21 protein-coding genes and 2 tRNA genes are annotated in these 18,198 nt (G+C 72.4%); 12 read left to right on the forward strand and 11 right to left on the reverse strand.

The genetic code is table 11. The annotated features are described in order from the left end of the window. Positions 1–83 precede the first annotated feature (83 nt). The 3 genes from ASD10_RS00400 to gluQRS are packed head-to-tail and all read left to right on the forward strand — an operon-like array spanning position 84 to position 2,191. A complete protein-coding gene (locus ASD10_RS00400) occupies positions 84–779 on the forward strand; it encodes an SGNH/GDSL hydrolase family protein (RefSeq protein ID WP_056603039.1) in 696 nt (231 codons plus the stop codon). A gap of 31 nt (positions 780–810) precedes the next feature. Beyond that, a complete protein-coding gene (locus ASD10_RS00405) occupies positions 811–1,311 on the forward strand; it encodes a GNAT family N-acetyltransferase (protein WP_056603041.1) in 501 nt (166 codons plus the stop codon). Positions 1,312–1,315: 4 nt separating this feature from the next. Next, positions 1,316–2,191, forward strand: coding sequence for a tRNA glutamyl-Q(34) synthetase GluQRS (gene gluQRS, locus ASD10_RS00410; RefSeq protein ID WP_056603045.1), 876 nt, complete (start codon positions 1,316–1,318; stop codon positions 2,189–2,191). Here the strand turns inward: gluQRS and ASD10_RS00415 are convergent. Both ASD10_RS00415 and ASD10_RS00420 read right to left on the reverse strand, forming a co-directional pair. Further along, a complete protein-coding gene (locus ASD10_RS00415) occupies positions 2,172–2,819 on the reverse strand; it encodes a response regulator transcription factor (RefSeq protein WP_056603047.1) in 648 nt (215 codons plus the stop codon). The two genes, gluQRS and ASD10_RS00415, sit on opposite strands and share 20 nt — an antisense overlap. Further along, a complete protein-coding gene (locus ASD10_RS00420; protein ID WP_082555930.1) occupies positions 2,771–4,084 on the reverse strand; it encodes a histidine kinase in 1,314 nt (437 codons plus the stop codon). Before ASD10_RS00420 ends, ASD10_RS00415 begins: the two co-directional genes overlap by 49 nt. A 160-nt stretch (positions 4,085–4,244) precedes the next feature. Between ASD10_RS00420 and ASD10_RS00425 the strand changes: the two genes are divergently transcribed. Beyond that, positions 4,245–6,374, forward strand: coding sequence for an MMPL family transporter (locus ASD10_RS00425; RefSeq protein ID WP_056603050.1), 2,130 nt, complete (start codon positions 4,245–4,247; stop codon positions 6,372–6,374). 84 nt (positions 6,375–6,458) lie between these two features. On the opposite strand, the gene ASD10_RS00430 is transcribed toward ASD10_RS00425, so the two are convergent. The 6 genes from ASD10_RS00430 to ASD10_RS00455 form a co-directional block, all read right to left on the reverse strand. Next, the gene (locus ASD10_RS00430) at positions 6,459–7,391 is read right to left on the reverse strand and encodes an ABC transporter substrate-binding protein (protein ID WP_056603053.1); all 933 of its coding nucleotides are present in this window, start codon (positions 7,389–7,391) and stop codon (positions 6,459–6,461) included. 67 nt (positions 7,392–7,458) lie between these two features. Then, positions 7,459–8,136, reverse strand: coding sequence for an ABC transporter permease (locus ASD10_RS00435; protein ID WP_056603055.1), 678 nt, complete (start codon positions 8,134–8,136; stop codon positions 7,459–7,461). Beyond that, on the reverse strand, positions 8,133–8,813 hold the full coding sequence (locus ASD10_RS00440; RefSeq protein WP_056603058.1) for an ABC transporter permease: 681 nt from the start codon (positions 8,811–8,813) through the stop codon (positions 8,133–8,135). Before ASD10_RS00440 ends, ASD10_RS00435 begins: the two co-directional genes overlap by 4 nt. After that, positions 8,810–9,625, reverse strand: coding sequence for an ABC transporter ATP-binding protein (locus ASD10_RS00445; RefSeq protein WP_056609735.1), 816 nt, complete (start codon positions 9,623–9,625; stop codon positions 8,810–8,812). Before ASD10_RS00445 ends, ASD10_RS00440 begins: the two co-directional genes overlap by 4 nt. 135 nt (positions 9,626–9,760) lie before the next feature. Continuing rightward, a complete protein-coding gene (locus ASD10_RS00450) occupies positions 9,761–10,183 on the reverse strand; it encodes a rhodanese-like domain-containing protein (RefSeq protein WP_056603061.1) in 423 nt (140 codons plus the stop codon). Next, on the reverse strand, positions 10,180–10,692 hold the full coding sequence (locus tag ASD10_RS00455; protein WP_056603064.1) for a cysteine dioxygenase family protein: 513 nt from the start codon (positions 10,690–10,692) through the stop codon (positions 10,180–10,182). The genes ASD10_RS00450 and ASD10_RS00455 overlap by 4 nt, the downstream gene beginning before the upstream one ends. A 132-nt stretch (positions 10,693–10,824) precedes the next feature. Between ASD10_RS00455 and ASD10_RS00460 the strand changes: the two genes are divergently transcribed. The 6 genes from ASD10_RS00460 (at position 10,825) to ASD10_RS00485 (ending at position 13,998) form a co-directional block, all read left to right on the forward strand. Beyond that, the gene (locus tag ASD10_RS00460; RefSeq protein ID WP_056603066.1) at positions 10,825–11,034 is read left to right on the forward strand and encodes a hypothetical protein; all 210 of its coding nucleotides are present in this window, start codon (positions 10,825–10,827) and stop codon (positions 11,032–11,034) included. A 69-nt stretch (positions 11,035–11,103) separates the two neighbouring features. Next, positions 11,104–11,180, forward strand: a tRNA-Asp gene (locus tag ASD10_RS00465). A gap of 71 nt (positions 11,181–11,251) precedes the next feature. After that, positions 11,252–11,866, forward strand: a complete 615-nt coding sequence (locus ASD10_RS00470) for a malonic semialdehyde reductase (protein WP_056603068.1) — start codon at positions 11,252–11,254, stop codon at positions 11,864–11,866. Positions 11,867–11,892: 26 nt separating this feature from the next. Beyond that, on the forward strand, positions 11,893–13,230 hold the full coding sequence (locus ASD10_RS00475; RefSeq protein ID WP_056603071.1) for a dipeptidase: 1,338 nt from the start codon (positions 11,893–11,895) through the stop codon (positions 13,228–13,230). A 64-nt stretch (positions 13,231–13,294) separates the two neighbouring features. Further along, a tRNA-Phe gene (locus tag ASD10_RS00480) sits at positions 13,295–13,368 on the forward strand. A 267-nt stretch (positions 13,369–13,635) separates the two neighbouring features. Continuing rightward, positions 13,636–13,998: a hypothetical protein gene (locus ASD10_RS00485; protein WP_056603074.1), complete on the forward strand. Its 363-nt coding sequence runs from the start codon at positions 13,636–13,638 to the stop codon at positions 13,996–13,998. 237 nt (positions 13,999–14,235) lie between these two features. Here ASD10_RS00485 and ASD10_RS00490 read toward each other — a convergent pair whose 3' ends face one another. Next, on the reverse strand, positions 14,236–14,571 hold the full coding sequence (locus ASD10_RS00490) for a YnfA family protein (protein WP_056603077.1): 336 nt from the start codon (positions 14,569–14,571) through the stop codon (positions 14,236–14,238). Between the two features lie 123 nt (positions 14,572–14,694). Between ASD10_RS00490 and ASD10_RS00495 the strand changes: the two genes are divergently transcribed. Then, on the forward strand, positions 14,695–16,188 hold the full coding sequence (locus ASD10_RS00495) for a serine/threonine-protein kinase (RefSeq protein ID WP_056603078.1): 1,494 nt from the start codon (positions 14,695–14,697) through the stop codon (positions 16,186–16,188). Positions 16,189–16,204: 16 nt separating this feature from the next. Here the strand turns inward: ASD10_RS00495 and ASD10_RS00500 are convergent, their stop codons facing one another. Next, complete coding sequence (locus ASD10_RS00500) at positions 16,205–16,408, reverse strand: DUF6458 family protein (RefSeq protein WP_056603081.1); 204 nt, start codon at positions 16,406–16,408, stop codon at positions 16,205–16,207. A 96-nt stretch (positions 16,409–16,504) separates the two neighbouring features. Here ASD10_RS00500 and ASD10_RS00505 point away from each other — a divergent pair, with 96 nt between their 5' ends. Continuing rightward, entirely contained in the window at positions 16,505–17,260 is a 756-nt protein-coding gene (locus ASD10_RS00505; protein WP_056603084.1) for an SDR family oxidoreductase, read from the forward strand. On the opposite strand, the gene ASD10_RS00510 is transcribed toward ASD10_RS00505, so the two are convergent. After that, on the reverse strand, positions 17,244–18,143 hold the full coding sequence (locus tag ASD10_RS00510; RefSeq protein WP_056603087.1) for a sterol desaturase family protein: 900 nt from the start codon (positions 18,141–18,143) through the stop codon (positions 17,244–17,246). The two genes, ASD10_RS00505 and ASD10_RS00510, sit on opposite strands and share 17 nt — an antisense overlap. Between the last annotated feature and the right edge of the window lie 55 nt (positions 18,144–18,198).

The raw sequence follows: 18,198 nt of genomic DNA on the forward strand, positions 1-18,198 counted from the left end.
GCGGCCTCTCTGGCGACCGTGAGGGCGGGGGCGCCCGGACGACGTACGATGTGCCGACCCTCCCTCCGAACCAGAGGCACCTCATGCTCCGCGCCCTCGCCCTGTCCGTCGCCGCCCTCCTGACGTCGACCCTCGCGCTCGCCGCGCCCGCCTCGGCGGACGACACCGTCCCGACCCCCGCCCCCGCCGCCGCGCCGACCATCACGGTGGTCGGCGACTCGATCACGTCGTGGTTCCGCGACGAGCCCGGCAGCGTCTCGCAGGGCTGGTGGTCGATGCTGGCCCGCGAGATGGGCGCGAGCGTCACGACCCTCGCCGAGGGCGGATCCGGCATGAACGTGCGCGGCAACAACTGCCACGGGACGACGTTCGGGCAACGGCTGGGCGCCCTGCAGAAGGTCGACTACCTGATCATCCAGGGCGGCCGCAACGACATGTACACGTGCACCAGCAAGGGCGTGAAGAAGTCGCTGCCGCAGCTGCAGCGCAAGAAGGGCATCGCGAGCTACCTGTCCCGCCTCGGCCGTCGCGTCGACGCGCTGGGCATCCCCCGCGAGCGGGTGCTGGTCATGTCGCCGTGGGGCAAGGCCGACCGCCGTCGCGGCTACCAGATCCAGTCGTACCTGCGCCTGTACTCCAACCGCAAGCACGAGGGCTTCACCTACGTCGAGACCAAGACGCTCCCGAACAGCCTGACGCTCGACGGCAAGCACCCCAACCGTGCCGGGAGCACCTACCTCTCGGACACGGTGCGTCGCGTCATCGCCTCGCTGCCCTGACGACCGTGGCAGTTCGTGGGAGGCTGGCGGGGTGACCGTCATCCGCGCAGAGCTCGCCGACGTCCTCGAGGCGGGTCAGCTGTTCGCCCTGTACCGGGAGTTCTACGGCGCCCCCTACGACGCGTCGGCCGCCGCGAGCTTCCTCGCCTCGCGCATCGTGCGCGACGAGTCGATCGTGCTGCTGGGCCTGGACGACGACGAGGTCGTGGGGTTCGCCCAGATCTACCCCTCGTTCTCGTCGACGCGCCTGTCGCGCATCTGGGTGCTCAACGACCTGTTCGTGGTCGAGCACGCCCGCGGCACGGGTGTCGTGGACGAGCTGCTCAACACCGTCGCGAGCATGGCCGCGGCCGCCGGTGCCGACGCGGTCGAGCTCAGCACCGCCCACACCAACACGCGGGCCCAGGCCGTCTACGAGCGCCACGGCTACCAGCTCGACGAGACCTACCGGTCGTACGAGAAGTCGACCCAGACCCTGCGGTTCGTGTGGGAGGGCCAGGTCGACGAGAGCTCCCGCCGAAGCCTCGGGTGACGCGGTGAGCGCGGGCCGGTTCGCGCCCTCGCCGTCCGGCGACCTGCACGTCGGCAACCTGCGGACGGCCCTGCTCGCGTGGCTGTGCGCCCGCTCGTCGGGGCGCGATCTGCTGATGAGGATCGACGACCTCGACCGCGTCCGGCCCGGCGCCGAGCAGCGCCAGCTCGACGACCTCGCCGCGCTGGGCCTCGACTGGGACGGTCCGGTCGTCCGCCAGTCGCAGCGCGCCCGCTACTACGATGCCGCGCTGGCCTCGCTGGGCGGCCGAGGGCTGCTGTACGAGTGCTTCTGCACCCGCCGCGAGATCCAGGAGGCCCCCTCGGCCCCGCACGCGCCGCCCGGGGCGTACCCCGGCACGTGCCGGGACCTCACGGCGGCCGAGCGCGACGAACGACGGCGCGAGCGTCCGGCCGCGCTGCGGCTGCGGGCCGACGTCGCCGAGTTCACGGTCGAGGACGTCCTCCACGGCACCGTGACGGGCGTCGTCGACGACGTCGTCCTGCGCCGCGGCGACGGTGTCGTCGCCTACAACCTGGCCACCGTCGTGGACGACGCGCAGCAGGGCGTCGACCAGGTCGTCCGCGGCGACGACCTGCTCAGCTCGGCCCCCCGCCAGGCCCACCTGGCCACGGTGCTGGGGGTTGCTCCCCCGACCTACGTGCACGTGCCGCTGGCCCTCAACCCCGACGGCGCCCGGCTCGCCAAGCGCGACGGACCCGTCACGCGTGCCGAGCTGGCCGAGCGGGGCGTCGACGTGCTGGCGATGATCGCCGACTCGCTGGGCCTGTCCGGCGCGACCCCGGCCGAGATGCTGCGCGGCTTCGACGTCACCCGCATCCCCCGCGAGCCGTGGGTCGTCAGGCCTGCAGGTACGTGATGACGGCCATGACGCGCCGGTTGCTGCCGTCGTCGTCGGGGTCGAGGTCGAGCTTCATGAAGATGTTGCTGGTGTGCTTGCTGATGGCCTTCTCGGTCACGAAGAGGGCCGCCGCGATCGCGGCGTTCGACCGGCCCTCCGCCATCAGGCCGAGCACCTCGCGCTCGCGGGGCGTCAGCCGGGCGACGGGCCCGTCGCCGGGCGCCCTGGCGATCAGCGCCGACACGACCTCGGGGTCGAGCACCGTCCCGCCGGCCGCGACCGACCGCACCGCCTCGACGAACGTCACGACGTCGGCGACCCGGTCCTTCAGCAGGTACCCGACCGCACCGTCGCCGCTGCCCAGCAGCTCGCGGGCGTAGAGCTGCTCGACGTACTGCGAGAGCACCAGCACCGGCAGGCCCGGCCGCTCCTCCCTCGCCGTGATCGCGGCCCGCAGCCCCTCGTCGGTGAACGTCGGCGGCATGCGGACGTCGACGACCGCGACGTCGGGCTCGTGCGCGCGAAGCGCCGAGGCGAGCGCGTCGGCGTCGGCGACCGCCGCGACGACGTCGAAGCCGTACGCCTCGAGCAGGCGGGTCAGTCCGTCGCGGAGGAGGGCGAGGTCCTCGGCGATGACAACGCGCACGGCACCTCCAGGCTGACGGTCGTCGGCCCCCCGGCGGGGCTGACGACGTCCATCGTGCCGTCGAAGGCGGCCAGCCGGCGCGCCACCCCCGTCAGGCCCGACCCGGCCCCCACGGCCGCACCACCCACGCCGTCGTCCGTGACGACGACGCGGAGCGCCCGGCCGTCGTGCCCGACGTCGATCGCGACCCGGCGGGCCGAGGCGTGCCTGACCGCGTTGGCCAGCAGCTCGCTGGTCGCGAAGTAGACCGCCGACTCGACCGGCGCAGGCGGACGGCCGGGCAGCACGATCGTGACCGAGACCGGCAGCGACATGTCGAGCGCGAGCGCCTGGATCGCACCGGCCAGGCCCCGGTCGGCCAGCACCGGCGGGTGGATGCCGCGCACGACCGACCTGAGGTCGCCCAGGGCGGACGTCGTGACGGTGCGCGCCTCGGCGAGCAGTCGGGCCGCGGCGTCGGGGTCGTTCTCGAGCAGCTCGGCCGCCAGGCCCAGGTTCATGCCCAGCGCCACCAACCGGGCCTGTGCCCCGTCGTGCAGGTCGCGCTCGATGCGCCGCAGCTCGGCGGCCGAGTGGTCGATCGACTCGGCACGCGACTGCGACACCTCGGCGACGCGACGCTCCAACGAGGCCCGCGACGGGGCGAGCACGGCCCGGTCGAGCTGCGCGATCCACCGGACGAGCAGGGGCTCGAGCCACCACCAGGCGGCGAGGGCGACGGGGACCAGGACCCACTGGAGGAACGACTCGGACTGCGTGTCGAGGGTGACGAACCCGTAGTCGTTGGCGAGCGTGCCGTCGGGCGTGAGCGCGAAGACGGCCGGGAAGGCCGCGTACCAGACGACCGCCAGGCCGAGCCCCAGCCCCAGCCACGCGAGCGTCCAGCCGAGCGTCACCGACACGTACGTCCAGGCCAGGTCGCGCCACCGGGCCGGGTCGGCCGCCCACCCGCGCAGCCGCGACCACCACGAGCCCCGGCGGTCCGGGGCGTACGGCGTCGGCACCGTGACGCCGAGCAGCCGGCCCGCGATCCGCCGGTGCAGACCGGCCAGCTGCGCCGTCAGCGGCACGAGCGCCAGCAGGAGCACGAGACCCACGCCGACGGGCACCAGGCTCACGGACGTCGTGACCAGGCACAGCACGACCAGCGCGAGGGGGGCCAGGAGCACGTACCCCAGCGAGACGCCGGTCAGCGCGACGCGACGACGGAGGCCGGCGGTCAGACGCTCCTTCCGCGGCACGGCGAGGGCGGGGGTGGCGGTCATGGGAGGAGCCTTCCAGACGGGGACGGTGACCTCGATCCTCGCCGCCCCACCGGGTCCGGCGCAGTGGGGCTGGACCCACCCCGTGGACGGGTCGTGGCCCCCTCGCCCCGGGGGTCGCCGATCACGAGGCTGGAGCCACCTCCTCCCGAAAGGCCACACCATGTCCCGCACCTCCCTCACCGTCGGGGTCGCCCGCTGGAGCGCGACCCACCCCTGGCGGGCGATCGGCCTGTGGGCCGCGCTCGTCACCACCGCGGTCGTCCTGATGGGCACCGTGCCGACGCAGCAGACCACCGACGCCGACTTCCGCGTCGGCGAGTCGGGCGCGGCCGCGGCGATGCTGGACGACGCGGGGCTCGCCCCGACGCCCGCCGAGTCGGTGCTGGTCACGGCACGCTCGGGAGCCCTCGACGTGCCCGCAGCGACCGCCGTCGCGACGCAGATCGGCGACCGCGCGGCCGACGTCGCGGGCGTCGCCGACGTCGGCGCGCCCGTCGTGTCGGGTTCGCGCGACGCCGTCCTCGTGCCGATCTCGATGACGGGCGGCCTCGACGACGCGCTCGCCCACGTCGCGGACCTCGAGGCCGTGACCGCTGCGGCGCAGGCCGACCACCCCGGGCTCCGCGTGCAGCAGGCCGGTGACGCGTCGCTGCAGTCGGCGCTCGACGAGAAGGTCGCGGGCGACCTCGCGGCGGCCGAGGCGCTGAGCCTGCCCATCACGTTCCTGATCCTGCTCGTCGCGTTCGGCGCCTTCGTCGCGGCCGGCATCCCGGTGCTGCTGGCCGTCACGTCGGTCGTCACGGCCCTGGGCCTGTACGCCCCGCTCTCGCACCTCGTGCCCGACTCCGGGTCGGTCGCCAACGTCGTGCTGCTGATCGGCATGGCCGTGGGCGTCGACTACTCGCTGTTCTACCTGCGCCGCGAGCGCGAGGAGCGAGCGCGCGGACGGTCGACGATCGACGCGATCGAGATCGCCGCCGCCACGGCCGGCCGGGCCGTCGTGGTGTCGGGGCTCGCCGTGACGGTCGCGATGTCGGGCCTGTTCCTGTCGGGCGAGCCGGTGTTCGACGCACTGGCCGTCGGCTCGATCCTCGTCGTGCTGGTCGCCGTGATCGGCTCGCTCACGGTGCTGCCCGCGATGCTCGCGACGCTCGGCCGCTGGGTCGACCGTCCCCGCATCCCCCTGCTGTGGCGGCTCAACCGCCGCATCGGGACCGGCGGCATCAGCGGACGTCTGGTGCGGCCGGTCGTCCGCCGCCCCGTCGTGTCGGCCCTCCTCGCCGGTGGCGCACTCGTCGCCCTGGCCGTCCCGGCACTGGGCATGTCGACGCACCAGTCGACGATCGCCTCGCTGCCGCAGGACATCCCCGCGGTGCAGACGTACCTGCGGGCGCAGGAGAGCTTCCCGTCGCAGCGACCGGTCGTCGGCGTCGTGCTCCACACCTCGGTCGACGGATCGGACGCAGCGCGGGCCGCCGCGACCGCGATCGGTCGCGACGCCGCTCGGGCCGGCCTCGTCGAGGCGGACGGGCAGGACGTCCGGGTGTCCCCGGACGGTCGCACGGTGGCCGTCTCGCTGGCCGCGCTGCACCCCGAGGGCGACAGCCGCAACGGCGCCGCGGTCGACGCGCTGCGCGACTCGATCGTGCCGTCCGCGACCCGTGACCTCGCGGGCACGACGTCCGCGGTCGGCGGCCCCGTCGCCGAGGCGCTCGACGTCGACCGGCAGACGTCCCGCCTGCCCCTCGTGATCGCGTTCGTCCTGCTGCTGACGATGCTGATGATCGTGTGGACGTTCCGCAGCTTGACGCTCGCGCTGCTGACGACGGTGCTCAACCTGCTGTCCGTCGGCGCGGCGTTCGGCGTGCTCACGATGGTCTTCCAGGGCGGCTCGGGCTTCGTCATCGACTGGATCCCGCTGTTCTGCTTCGTGGTGCTCGTCGGGCTGTCGATGGACTACCACGTGTTCGTGCTGAGCCGCGTGCGCGAGGGGCTCCGTCGCGGGCTGCCGTACCCCCTCGCGGTCGAGGCGGGCATCCGCGAGACGGCCGGTGTCGTCACGAGTGCCGCGGCCGTCATGGTGTCGGTGTTCGCGGTCTTCGGGACGCTCGACCTGATGGAGATGCGGCAGATGGGCGTGGGCCTGTCGGTCGCGATCCTGGTCGACGCGACGCTCGTGCGGCTCGTGCTGCTGCCCGCGCTGCTGCTGGTCCTCGAGCGCCCCCTGCGCCACCTGGGCCGCGTGCGCACCTCGGCGGAGGCTCCCGAGGCCGAGCTCGTCCCCGCCTAGGGCCTGGGTAGAGCAAGAATCGGGGTCTGTCCGCGCCGGCGCGGACAGACCCCGATTCTTTCGTTCACGGGAGGGGCGTGGAGCCTAGATCAGGCCCTTGTCCGTCAGCCACTGCTTGGCCAGGACGTCCGGGGCGGTCTTGTCGTCGCCCTGGTTCTTGCCGTTCAGGTCGAGCAGGTCCTGCGTCGTCAGCTGCGCCGAGATCGCGTCGAGCGCCTCCTCGACCGTGTCGGACGACTTCTTGTCGCTGATGAGCGGCAGGACGTTCTGCGCGGCGATCATGCTCTCGGGGTCCTCGAGCGTGACGAGGTCGTTCTCGACGATCGACGGCGTCGTCGAGTAGATGTCGGCGACGTCGACCTTGCCGTCGAGCAGCGCCTTCAGCGTCGCGGGTCCGCCGCCGTCGCTGAGCGACGTGAACTCGACGCCCGTGATGCCGTAGACCTTCTCGAGGCCCGGGATGCCGTACGAGCGGGTCTTGAACTCGGGGTTGGCGCCCAGCTTCAGGTTGTCGACGTTCTTCAGGTCGGCGATCGTCTTCAGGTTGTTGGCCTGCGCGAACTCGGACGTCACGTTGAGCGAGTCCTTGTCCTCGGCGGCGGACGCGTCGAGCACCTCGAGTCCCTCGGGCAGCGCCTCGTCGAGGGCGTCGTCGACGTCCTCGGACGACGTGGCGGTCGCCTCGGGGTCGAAGTACGTCAGCAGGTTGCCGGAGTACTCGGGGACGAGGTCGATCTCGCCGTTCTGCAGGGCCTTGATGTAGACCTCGCGGGCGCCGATGTTGAGCTTCTTCTCGACCTTGACGCCCTTGGCCTCGAGACCCTGGGCGTAGATCTCGGCGAGGATCTCGTTCTCGGGGAACGCCGCCGAGCCGATCGTGATGGTGTCGGACGCCGAGCTGCTGTCGGAGCCGCCCGACGACGACGAGGAGTCGGTGGGGTCGCCGCTGCCGCACGCGGCGAGCGAGAGCCCCAGGGTCGTGGCCGCGGCGAGGGCGGCGATCTTGCGGATGGTCATGATTCGTCCTTCGGTGGGTGGGGCTGTGTCGTGCGGGGTGGGAAGTCTGGGGGCGGGGCCGGGATGGTCAGGCGGTCGTGGGCTGCTTCTTCGGACGTCGTCCCGTCGCGGCGCCCTGCAGGCCGGCGAACAGGCCGTCGAGCACGAGCGCCAGCAGGATCACGAGCACCGACCCACCGGCCATCTGGGCGTAGTCGCTGATCGCCTGGCCGTCGATCAGGTAGCGGCCGAGGCCGCCGAGACCGACGTAGGCGGCGACCGTGGCGGTCGCCACCACCTGCAGGACGGCCGAGCGGAGGCCGCCGACGATGATCGGCAGCGCGAGGGGCACCTCGACCTTGCGCAGGATCTGCATCTCGGTCATGCCCATGGCGCGGGCGGCGTCGATCGTCTGGCGGTCGACCGACTCGAGGCCCGAGTAGGCCCCGGCCAGCAGCGGGGGGATCGCGAGCACGGTCAGGGCGATCAGGGTCGGGGTCAGGCCGATGCCGAGGAACAGGACGATCAGGATCAGCAGGCCGAGCGTCGGAAGGGCGCGGAACGCGCCCGTGATCGCGACGGCCGCGCTGCGGAACCGGCCGGTGTGGCCGATCCACAACCCGATCGGGATCGCGATGACGGCGGCGATCGCGATCGTCTCGGCGGTGTAGCCCAGGTGCTCGACCGTGCGGTTCACGAAGCCGTCGGGGCCCGTGCGGTTGATCGGGTCGGTCAGCCAGTCGATCGTGTCGGAGACGACGCTCATGCGCGGGACCCCCGAGCCAGGGAGATGCGGGCCCGCGGCGTCTGCTGGGCCGAGGCCCACGGCATGAGCAGGCGTCCGACCAGGTTGATCAGCAGGTCGAGGGCGACCGCGAGCACCACGATCGCGACGATGCCGACGACGATCTCGGTCAGGAAGTCGCGCCGGAAGCCGTCGGTGAACAGCGACCCGAGGTTGCTGACGCCGATCAGGCTGGCGACGCTCAGCATGCTGACGGTGCTGACCGACACGACCCGCAGGCCGGCGAGCAGCACGGGCCCCGCGAGCGGCAGCTCGACGCGGAAGACGCGCTGCGCCCTCGAGAACCCGGCGGCCGATGCTGCGTCGAGCACCGCCGGCGACACCGAGCCGAACGCGTCGGTCACCGAGCGCACCATGACCGCGGCGGCGTAGATCGCGAGGGCGACGACGACGTTCGAGACGCTCAGGATGGGCGTGCCCAGCAGGCCGGGCAGCAGGATGAACATCGCGATCGACGGGATCGTGTAGAGGATCGCGACGATGAACACCGAGGCGCCGCGCAGCCGCGGGTGCTCGTTGGCGAACCACCCGACGGGCAGCGCGAACGCGAAGCCGATCAGCGTCGAGAGCACGCTGATCCACGCGTGCCGCACGAACAGCTCGCGCACGTAGTCGAAGTTGTCGAGGAACCAGCTCATCGCGCCTCGAGCACCCCGGTGGCCTTGCCCGTGCCGTCGACGACGACGTCGACGCCGTCGCGCTGCTCGACGTGCAGCGTGCGGCTGCCCTTGTCGATGCCGACGAAGCTGCGGACGAAGTCGTCGGCGGGCGCGGCCAGGATGTCGGCGGGCGAGCCCACCTGCGCGACCTCGCCGCCCTTCTTGAGGATCACGACCTGGTCACCGAGGAGGAAGGCCTCGTCGATGTCGTGCGTCACGAAGACGATGGTCTTGTCGAGGTCGCGCTGCAGGCGCAGCAGCTCGGCCTGCAGCTCCTCGCGGACGATCGGGTCGACGGCACCGAACGGCTCGTCCATCAGCAGGATGTTGGGGTCGGAGACGAGCCCGCGCGCCACGCCGACGCGCTGCTGCTGGCCGCCCGACAGCTGGCTGGGGTACTTGGTCGCCAGCGAGCTGTCGAGGCCGACGGTCTCGAGGACGGCGTACGACCGGTCGCGCGCCTCCTTCTTGTCGACGCCGTTGAGGCGCAGCACGGTCGCGACGTTGTCGATGACCTTGCGGTGCGGCAGCAGGCCCGCGTGCTGCATGACGTAGCCGATGCTGCGCCGCAGCTCGACCTTGTTGCGCGTCGCGATGTCGACGTCGTCGACCAGCACCTGGCCCTTGGACGGGTCGACCATCCGGTTGACCATGCGCAGCAGCGTCGTCTTGCCGCAGCCGGAGGAGCCGACGAAGACCGTCGTGGTGCGGGACGGCAGGACGAGGCTGAAGTCACCCACGGCCTCCGTCCCGTCGGCGAAGGTCTTGCCGATGGAGCGGTACTCGATCATGCGGTCCTCCGCGCTCGACGCCATCGCGTCGGGACAGTAGGTAGGCAAGGAAGGGTCGTGCCGTGACGGCAGTCGGACCAGTCTTGCGTGCTCACCGGCTTGCGGCAATCGGAACGGTGCGGCCTGTCACGTGCGTCACGACGGCTCGGGCACCCGGTGCTCGACCGGCGTGGGGCCCGCGACGACCGGCAGGCCCTCGGCGCGCCACGCGTGGATGCCCCCGACGATGTCGCGCGCGGGCAGTCCCAGCGAGACCAGTGCGGCGGCGGCCAGCGACGAGGTGTAGCCCTCGGTGCAGACGACGATCCACTCCTGGCCCTCGGTCGCGACGGCGAGGTTCGCCCCCGAGCGCGGGTGCAGGCGCCACTCGAGGTGGTTGCGCTCGACGACGACCGAGCCGGGGATCTCGCCGTCCAGCTCGCGCTGCCAGGCCGGCCGGATGTCGACGATGATCGCGCCGGCCGCGACGCGCGCGTGGGCGTCGCGTGGCGAGATGCGGTCGAGGCCACCGCGCGCCGACCGCAGCAGCTCGTCGACCGAGGCGTAGGTGACGGTCATGACACGGCCTCCAGGTCGGGTGCGGGCGCCTCGGGGTCGTCGGTCCACACCGACGCGAGGCGGGTCAGCTGGTGGCCGTCGACGTCGTAGTAGTTCATCTGCGACAGCGGGGGCGAGTAGGCGTGGACGCTGACGGCCGTCCGGGGGTGCACGTTGCGGACGTCGTGCACGTAGTGCTCGCCGAACAGCACCGAGTCGCCCTCGACCCGCTCGGTCTCGGTCAGCACCTCGGCGCCCGGCGTCCACACGGCCTCGCTCAGCGCGCCGCTGACGACCGTGAAGGCGCCCGACGAGCCGCCGTGGTCGTGCAGCTGCGTGCCCTGCTCCTGCGTCCAGCTGATGAGCCAGACGTCGACCTCGTCGTCACACCGCAGTCGCACGTGCCAGCGGCTCTCCGAGTCGGCGTGAACCTCGTGGAGGCCCGCGCGGACGTCGTCGGCGACCGAGCTCGTCAGGGATGCGAGCTCGGCCAGCGACAGGGGCGCGACGGTGGTGGGACGTGCGGTCATGACTCCATGCAAGCCGAGATCGCAGCACTTCCTCGCGGTGCTCACCAGTCGGACACCGCCCACCAGCGTGTCGGGATGCGGTAGGGGGCGGTCGAACTATCGTGACGAGGACACTCCCGGAAGGTCTGTCGCATGAAGTGGATCCTGCTCGTCGTCGTCATCGTCGTGATCGTCGCCGTCGTCCTCGCCCGTTCGTCCCGCACCGGGTCCGGTGCCGCGGCGGCGGGTCGGTCGCACCGGCTCGACGACTCCTCGTCGCCGTCCGCACGGCCTGCCGAGAACCGGTCCGAGCCCCGTGATCCCGGGGACGACGACCCCCTCACGCCCGGCGGGACGACGTAGGGCCCCACCCGTTTTGGAGACCACGCGGACCATGCGATAGAGTCACGTTCGCGGTTCGCCGCACAGCATGGCCCCGTGGCGCAGTTGGTTAGCGCGCCGCCCTGTCACGGCGGAGGTCGCCGGTTCGAGTCCGGTCGGGGTCGCCATGTGAGAGAGCCCACGTCCCTCCTCGGAGGGACGTGGGATTTTTCTTGTCCGCCAAGTGGTTGAATGTTCTATGACTTCTTCGACGGAAACCAGCCCCTTCGTCCTCGGCGACGACACCCTCGACGTCCTGTTCCGCGAGGCCCGCTCGGTCAACGCGTTCAGCGACGAGCCGGTCTCGGCCGAGCAGGTCCGCGAGGTGTTCGAGCTTGTCAAGCTCGGGCCCACGATGATGAACATCCAGCCGATGCGCCTGCTGCTGGTCGAGCAGGGCGAGGGCCGCGACCGCCTCGTGCCGCACATGGCCGAGGGCAACCGCACCAAGGCGCAGACGGCGCCGCTCGTCGCGGTCGTCGCCGCCGACACCGACTTCCACACCTCGATGGACGTGCACTTCCCGCACAAGCCCGGCATCGGCGACATGTTCGCGGGCGACGACGCCAACCGCTACGAGGTCGCCCGGTACAACACGGCCCTGCAGACGGGCTACTTCATCATCGGCATCCGGGCGGCCGGCCTGCACGCGGGTCCCGTCGGCGGCTTCGACGCCGCGGGCATCGACGGCGAGTTCTTCGGCGGCACGACGTGGCGCACGCAGCTCGTGATCAACATCGGCCACCCCGGTGAGAACCCGTGGTTCGACCGTCTGCCCCGCATCTCGGCGGACGACGCGGTGCGCACGGTCTGACGGACGGGGTCTGACAGGCTGAGGTCATGGCCGACCTCACCGCGCGCGTCCACGACGTGCTCCCCTCCGTCCTGGACGATCTCGAGACGCTCGTCCGCATCCCGTCGATCTGGGCCCAGCCCGAGCACCACGACGACGTCCACCGCAGCGCGGCCGAGGTGCGACGGCTGCTGACCGAGGCGGGCTTCGCGGATGCGCGCGTCGTCGAGGCCGGAGGGGCGCCGGCGGTCATCGCGCACCACCCCGCCCCGCCGGGCGCCCCCACCGTCCTGCTGTACGCCCACCACGACGTGCAGCCGACCGGCGACCCCGACCGGTGGACGTCGCCGCCGTTCGAGCCCACGCGCCGCGGCGACCGCCTCTACGCCCGCGGCGCGGCCGACGACAAGGCCGGGCTCGCGGCGCACCTCGCGGCCTTCCGCGCGCACGGCGGCAACCCGCCGGTCGGCGTGACGGTGTTCGTGGAGGGCGAGGAGGAGTCGGGGTCGCCGAGCCTCGTCGCCCTGCTCGAGCAGCACCGCGACGAGCTGACCGCCGATGCCATCGTGATCGCCGACTCGGCCAACTGGGCCATCGGCGCGCCGGCCCTGACCGTCTCGCTGCGCGGGATGGTCGACTGCGTCGTGACGGTCGAGACCCTCGGCCACGCGGTGCACTCCGGCATCTGGGGCGGTGTCGTGCCCGATGCGCTGACGACGCTCAGCCGGCTGCTCGCGACGCTGCACGACGACGAGGGCGCCGTCGCGATCGAGGGGCTGCACCACGGGGTCGCCGCCGAGCTGGAGTACCCCGAGGACCGTTTCCGCGAGGAGTCGTCGGTGCTGCCGGGCGTCGGGCAGATCGGTCGCGGGTCGATCGTGCAGCGGCTGTGGGCCGAGCCCGCCGTCAGCGTCCTCGGCATCGACGCGACACCCGTCGCGACGGCGTCGAACACGCTCTCGCCGAGCGCCCGCGCCAAGATCGGCATGCGCGTCGCTCCCGGCGGCGACGCCGCGGCACATCTCGACGCCTTGGTCACCCACCTCGAGCAGCACGCGCCGTTCGGGGCCAAGGTCACGGTCGAGCGCGGCGACCTCGGCGAGCCGTTCACGGTCGATGCGAACGGTCCCGCGTACGACGCCGCGCGATCGGCGTTCCGCGACGCGTGGGACGGCACCGAGCCCGTCGACATGGGCATGGGCGGGTCGATCCCGTTCATCGCCGAGTTCGCGCGGCTCTTCCCCGACGCCGCCGTGCTGGTCACGGGCGTCGAGGACCCCGACACGCGGGCCCACGGCATCGACGAGGGCCTGCACCTGGGCGAGTTCGCCCGCGTGTGCGTCGCCGAGGCGTTGCTCCTGCAGCGGTTGGCCGACCCCACCTGAGTGAGTGCGTTCGCGGACGTCCGACGCCGTGCGATATGGTGATCGTCGCTCGTTCGCGAGCGGTGGCCAGGTAGCTCAGTTGGTACGAGCATCCGCCTGAAAAGCGGAGGGTCGCCGGTTCGACCCCGGCCCTGGCCACAGACGACGATGGAGCCCCGCACGGTTTTCGCGGGGCTCCATCGTCGTTTCCGGCCAGGGTCAGCGGTCGGACCCAGGCCGCCTGGGGGTCCCCCTGCACGGAGCTCTGCGGAGTGCTCGGGGGATTCGACCCCGGCCCTGGCCACAGACGACGATGGAGCCCCGCACGGTTGTCGCGGGGCTCCATCGTCGTTTCCGGCCAGCCGCGACGCGGGTTCGTGCGACGTGGCGAGGTCGCGTGGGCCGACGTCGCTGTAGGTTCTGCCCATGGACCTGATGGACGTGAGCGACACCGCGTTCGTCGTCGGCGTGCTCGTCGCTCCGCTGGTGGCCGTGCTGATGTTCGCGGCGGTCGTCGCGACGCGACGGTCCGCTCGCGTCGTCGCCCTGACCTCGGTCCTGTCGGCCGCCGTCGTCGGTTCCCTCTTCGTGTACTGGTGGCTGTGGGGCGCGGCGTTCGACGCGGTCGACGCGGGGCGCGAGGTCTCGTCGACGGTCGACCGGACCATGGGCGTCGCCGTCGGGGTCAGCGCGGTGTCGGCCGTCCTGCTGGCCACGCTGGGCGTCGCCGTGGTGGCGACGTCGCGCAGACGTCGCCGGCCGACCCCGTCGTGGGGGTCAGCGGCCTGAACCGGGCCCGTCGCCGCGGAGCGACCGTTCGCTCGCTCGGGCCGCGACGAGGTCGGCGATGCGCCGCCGCACGACGAGCCGACGCCGGTTCGCCGCCCTGCGCCGCGCCGCGCTCCTCTGGACGAACTGCAAGGGACTCACGCTCCTCGTGATCTCGCGGGCACCCCTGGCACGACGCGCCCCTACCCGTTCATCGCACGAGGAGCCCCGATGTCACCGGTCGGAGCGGGGAATCTCCTACGCGGGTCGCGGGGCGTACATGATGAGGGCCACGCCGACCAGGCAGACCAGCGCACCGCTGACGTCCCAGCGGTCGGGCTCGAACCCGTCGACGACCATGCCCCACAGCAGCGACCCCGCCACGAAGACGCCGCCGTAGGCGGCCAGGATGCGGCCGAAGCTCGCATCGGGCTGCAGCGTGGCGACGAAGCCGTAGGCGCCGAGCGCGACCACTCCGCCACCGATCCACAGCAGGCCCCGGTGCTCGCGCACGCCCTGCCAGATCAGCCAGGCGCCGCCGATCTCGGCGAACGCCGCGGCGACGAACAGGGCGATCGAGCGCAGCGTGTCCATGGCCGCATCCTCTCAGGCCCGGTGCCGCTCAGGTCTCTGCGAGGTCGCGGACCGCGTGCTCGACGCCGGTGGACGACCGAGCACGCTCGGCACCGTTCATCGCGTCCGCCTAGCATGGCTCGGATGGGGACACTGCTGAACGGACGCTACGAGCTCGGCGACACCATCGGTTCCGGGGGCATGGGCCGCGTGCACCGCGCCACCGACACCCGCCTGGGCCGGTCCGTCGCGGTCAAGATCCTGCGCGTGGGCGGCGGCGAGGACGACGCCACCGCGCGCGCCCGGTTCAAGGCCGAGGCGACCCTGGCCGGCTCGCTGCACCACCCGGGCATCGCCCAGGTCTACGACGTCGGCGAGGACGAGTCGTCGCCCGAGCGCGAGCCCTTCATCGTCATGCAGCTCATCGAGGGCACCCCGCTGAGCACCCTGCTCGCCGAGCGCGGTGCGATCCGCCCCGACGGTGTCGCCAAGATCGTCGCGCAGGTCGCCGACGCCCTCGACACGGCGCACGGCGCCGGCATCGTGCACCGCGACCTCAAGCCGTCCAACATCGTCGTGACGCCGCAGGGCCGGGCCGTGCTGGTCGACTTCGGCATCGCCTGGTCGGCCGGCAGCGAGCCGCTGACCCAGACCGGCTCGATCATCGGCACCGCCGAGTACTTCAGCCCCGAGCAGGCCGCCGGACGACCCGCGACGGCGCGCTCCGACCTGTACTCGCTGGGCATCGTGGCCTACCACTGCGTGACCGGGACGTCGCCGTTCCGGCGCGAGACCCCCGTCGCAACCGCGATGGCGCAGCTGACGGGCGACCTGCCGCCGATGGACGACTCCGTGCCGCCGGCGCTGCGCACGCTCATCACGTCGCTGACGCAGAAGGACCCCGAGGACCGTCCGTCCAGTGCCGCCGCCGTCGCCGCGCTCGCGAACAGCGAGACGTCGCCGGCCACCGAGATCATCGCCCCGGCAACCTCGGCGATGCCGGCCACGGCACCCGTCCCGCAGCCCACCTCGGTGCAGCCGGCCGCCGCCGCGGCACCGCCCCCGCCGCCGGTGCTGCCGCCGCCGACGTTGCCGCCGCCGTCACGGTCGGACGAGGGCGAGCGTCGCTCGTCACGCTGGCTGGTCGTCGCGGTCGTCGCGATCCTCCTGCTGCTGGCCGGCGTGCTGGGCGTGCAGGCCCTCGGCGGCGGCGACGACGGCTCCCCCGCCGCCGACGCGACGACGCAGACCAGCGACGCACCGACCGAGGAGGAGCCGACCTCGGAGACCCCGTCGGAGCCCACCGAGACGGAGCCCGAGTCCAACGACGTCACGGTCGACCGCGACGCCCTGATCGGGCTGGACTACGACGACGCGGCCGACGAGCTCGACGACCTCGGCCTCTCGGCACGCCGCGTCGACGAGACGTCGTCGGCTCCCGAGGGGACCGTCACGGGCGTCTCGCCGTCGGGCACCGTGGGCCGCGGCAGCACGATCACGCTGACCGTCGCGAAGGCGGCGCCGGAGCAGACCGAGCCGACCGCCGAGACCCCGTCCGCGCCGACCGGCCCGGCGGGCGACGCCACCGACAAGGGCCCCGCCGGTGGCGGGGGCCCCGGCGGCGGCAAGAAGCCCTAGCCGGCGGACGTGGCGGTCAGCGCGGCGGCAGGTCGTTCTGCCGCTTGATCGCGGCGTTGCGCTGGCCCTGCGCGACGAACGACAGCACGATGCCGACGAGGCCGGCCGCCATCAGGATGTAGCCGACCGTCACGAGGTCGACCTCGTTGATGTTGTCACGGACGGCGAACGACAGGATCGCGCCGATCGCGATGAGGGCGATGGATCCACCGAAGTACATGACAGAACCCCTTTCGAAGGTGTGCCCCGAAGGTAGTGGGCCGAGGGGTCGACCGCACGTCCGCCGCGCCCGGTGGCCTGCACCTAGGCTGGAGGCATGGACCTCGGCCTGACAGACCGCACCTACCTCCTCACCGGCGCCTCGGGCGGGCTCGGCCTCGCGACGGCGCAGCAGCTCGTCGCCGACGGCGCCAACGTCGTGATCTCCTCGCGCAGCCAGGAGTCGGTCGACCGGGCCGTCGCCGGGCTCGGCCCCCGCGCGATCGGCGTCGCGGTCGACAACGCCGACGCCACGGCACCGGCGCAGCTCGTCGCGGCCGCGCAGGAGGCGTTCGGCCGCGTCGACGGCGTCCTGATCAGCGTCGGCGGCCCTCCCGCGGGCTCGATCCTCGACCGCACCGAGGACGAGTGGCGGACGTCGTTCGAGTCGGTGTTCCTCGGTGCGCTGCGGCTCGCGACCGAGGTCGCCGAGGTGCTCGGCGACGGCGGCTCGATCGCATTCGTCCTCTCGACGTCGGTCAAGGCGCCGATCCCGGGCCTCGGCATCTCCAACGCCCTGCGTCCCGGTCTCGCGATGGCCGCCAAGAACCTCGCCGACGAGCTCGGTCCCCGCGGCATCCGGGTCAACGCGCTGATGCCGGGTCGCATCTCGACCGACCGCGTCCACTCCCTCGACGCCGCGACGGGCGACGCCGACGCGGCCCGGGCGGCCAACGAGCGCGCGATCCCGCTCGGGCGCTACGGCGACCCCGCGGAGTTCGGACGCGCGGCGGCCTTCCTGCTGTCGCCCGCCGCGAGCTTCCTGACGGGCGTCATGCTGCCCGTCGACGGCGGGCTCACCCGCGCGCTGTGACCTCGCGCGGCTGCTCGGCGTCCGCGCGCGACTCCCCGGGGTGCCAGCCGGGCGGCATCACGACGTAGCCGATCTTGTCGCGCCACCGCTCGGCCGCGCGCACGTCACGGGCCAGCGCCACGAACGGCCCGTACTGCAGCGTCAGGACGTTGTACGTGCCGACCGGGACCGTCAGCCCGTACGTGGGCCGGTGCAGCTCCTCCTGGAACGTGCCGAACATCCGGTCCCAGACGATGAAGATGCCGGCGTAGTTCTTGTCGAGGTACTCCGGGTCGCTGCCGTGGTGCACCCGGTGGTGCGACGGCGTGTTGAACACCAGCTCGATCGGCCTCCACATCGTCCCGACGCGCTCGGTGTGCTGGAAGAACTGGAACACGAGGTTGAACCCGAAGGCCACGTAGAGCATCCACGGCTCGAAGCCCAGCAGCGGGAACGGCGCCCAGAAGATCGCCTCGGCCCACGGGTTCCACTTCTGCCGCAGGGCCGTCGAGAAGTTGAAGTACTCGCTCGAGTGGTGGGCCTGGTGGGCCGCCCAGCCGATGCGGACGCGGTGGACGAAGCGGTGCTGCAGGTAGAACGCGAGGTCGAGCCCGACGATCAGCAGGGCCCACGACCACCACGTGTCGTCCGGCAGGTGCCACGGCGCGAGGTAGACGCTCATCGCGACGAACACCACGAGCGTCCCGGCCTTGAACACCGCGCTCGACACGATCGAGCCGACGCCCATGACCAGGCTGGTGCGCGCGTCCTTCTTCTCGTACCCGCGCATCTCGTGCGTGTCGCTCTCGAGCCACTTGAACGCCGCGATCTCGAGGAGCAGCGTCAGCACGAAGAACGGTGCCGCCGCCAGCGTGGGGTTCTTCAGCGGGTCGAGCAGCTCCATGGCGCCTCCTGCGGCGGGTCCAGTGATATGACTTTCGGGTAAGTTACCACTGGAT

The sequence above is a fragment of the Aeromicrobium sp. Root472D3 genome (assembly GCF_001426485.1).
GTDB lineage: Bacteria > Actinomycetota > Actinomycetes > Propionibacteriales > Nocardioidaceae > Aeromicrobium.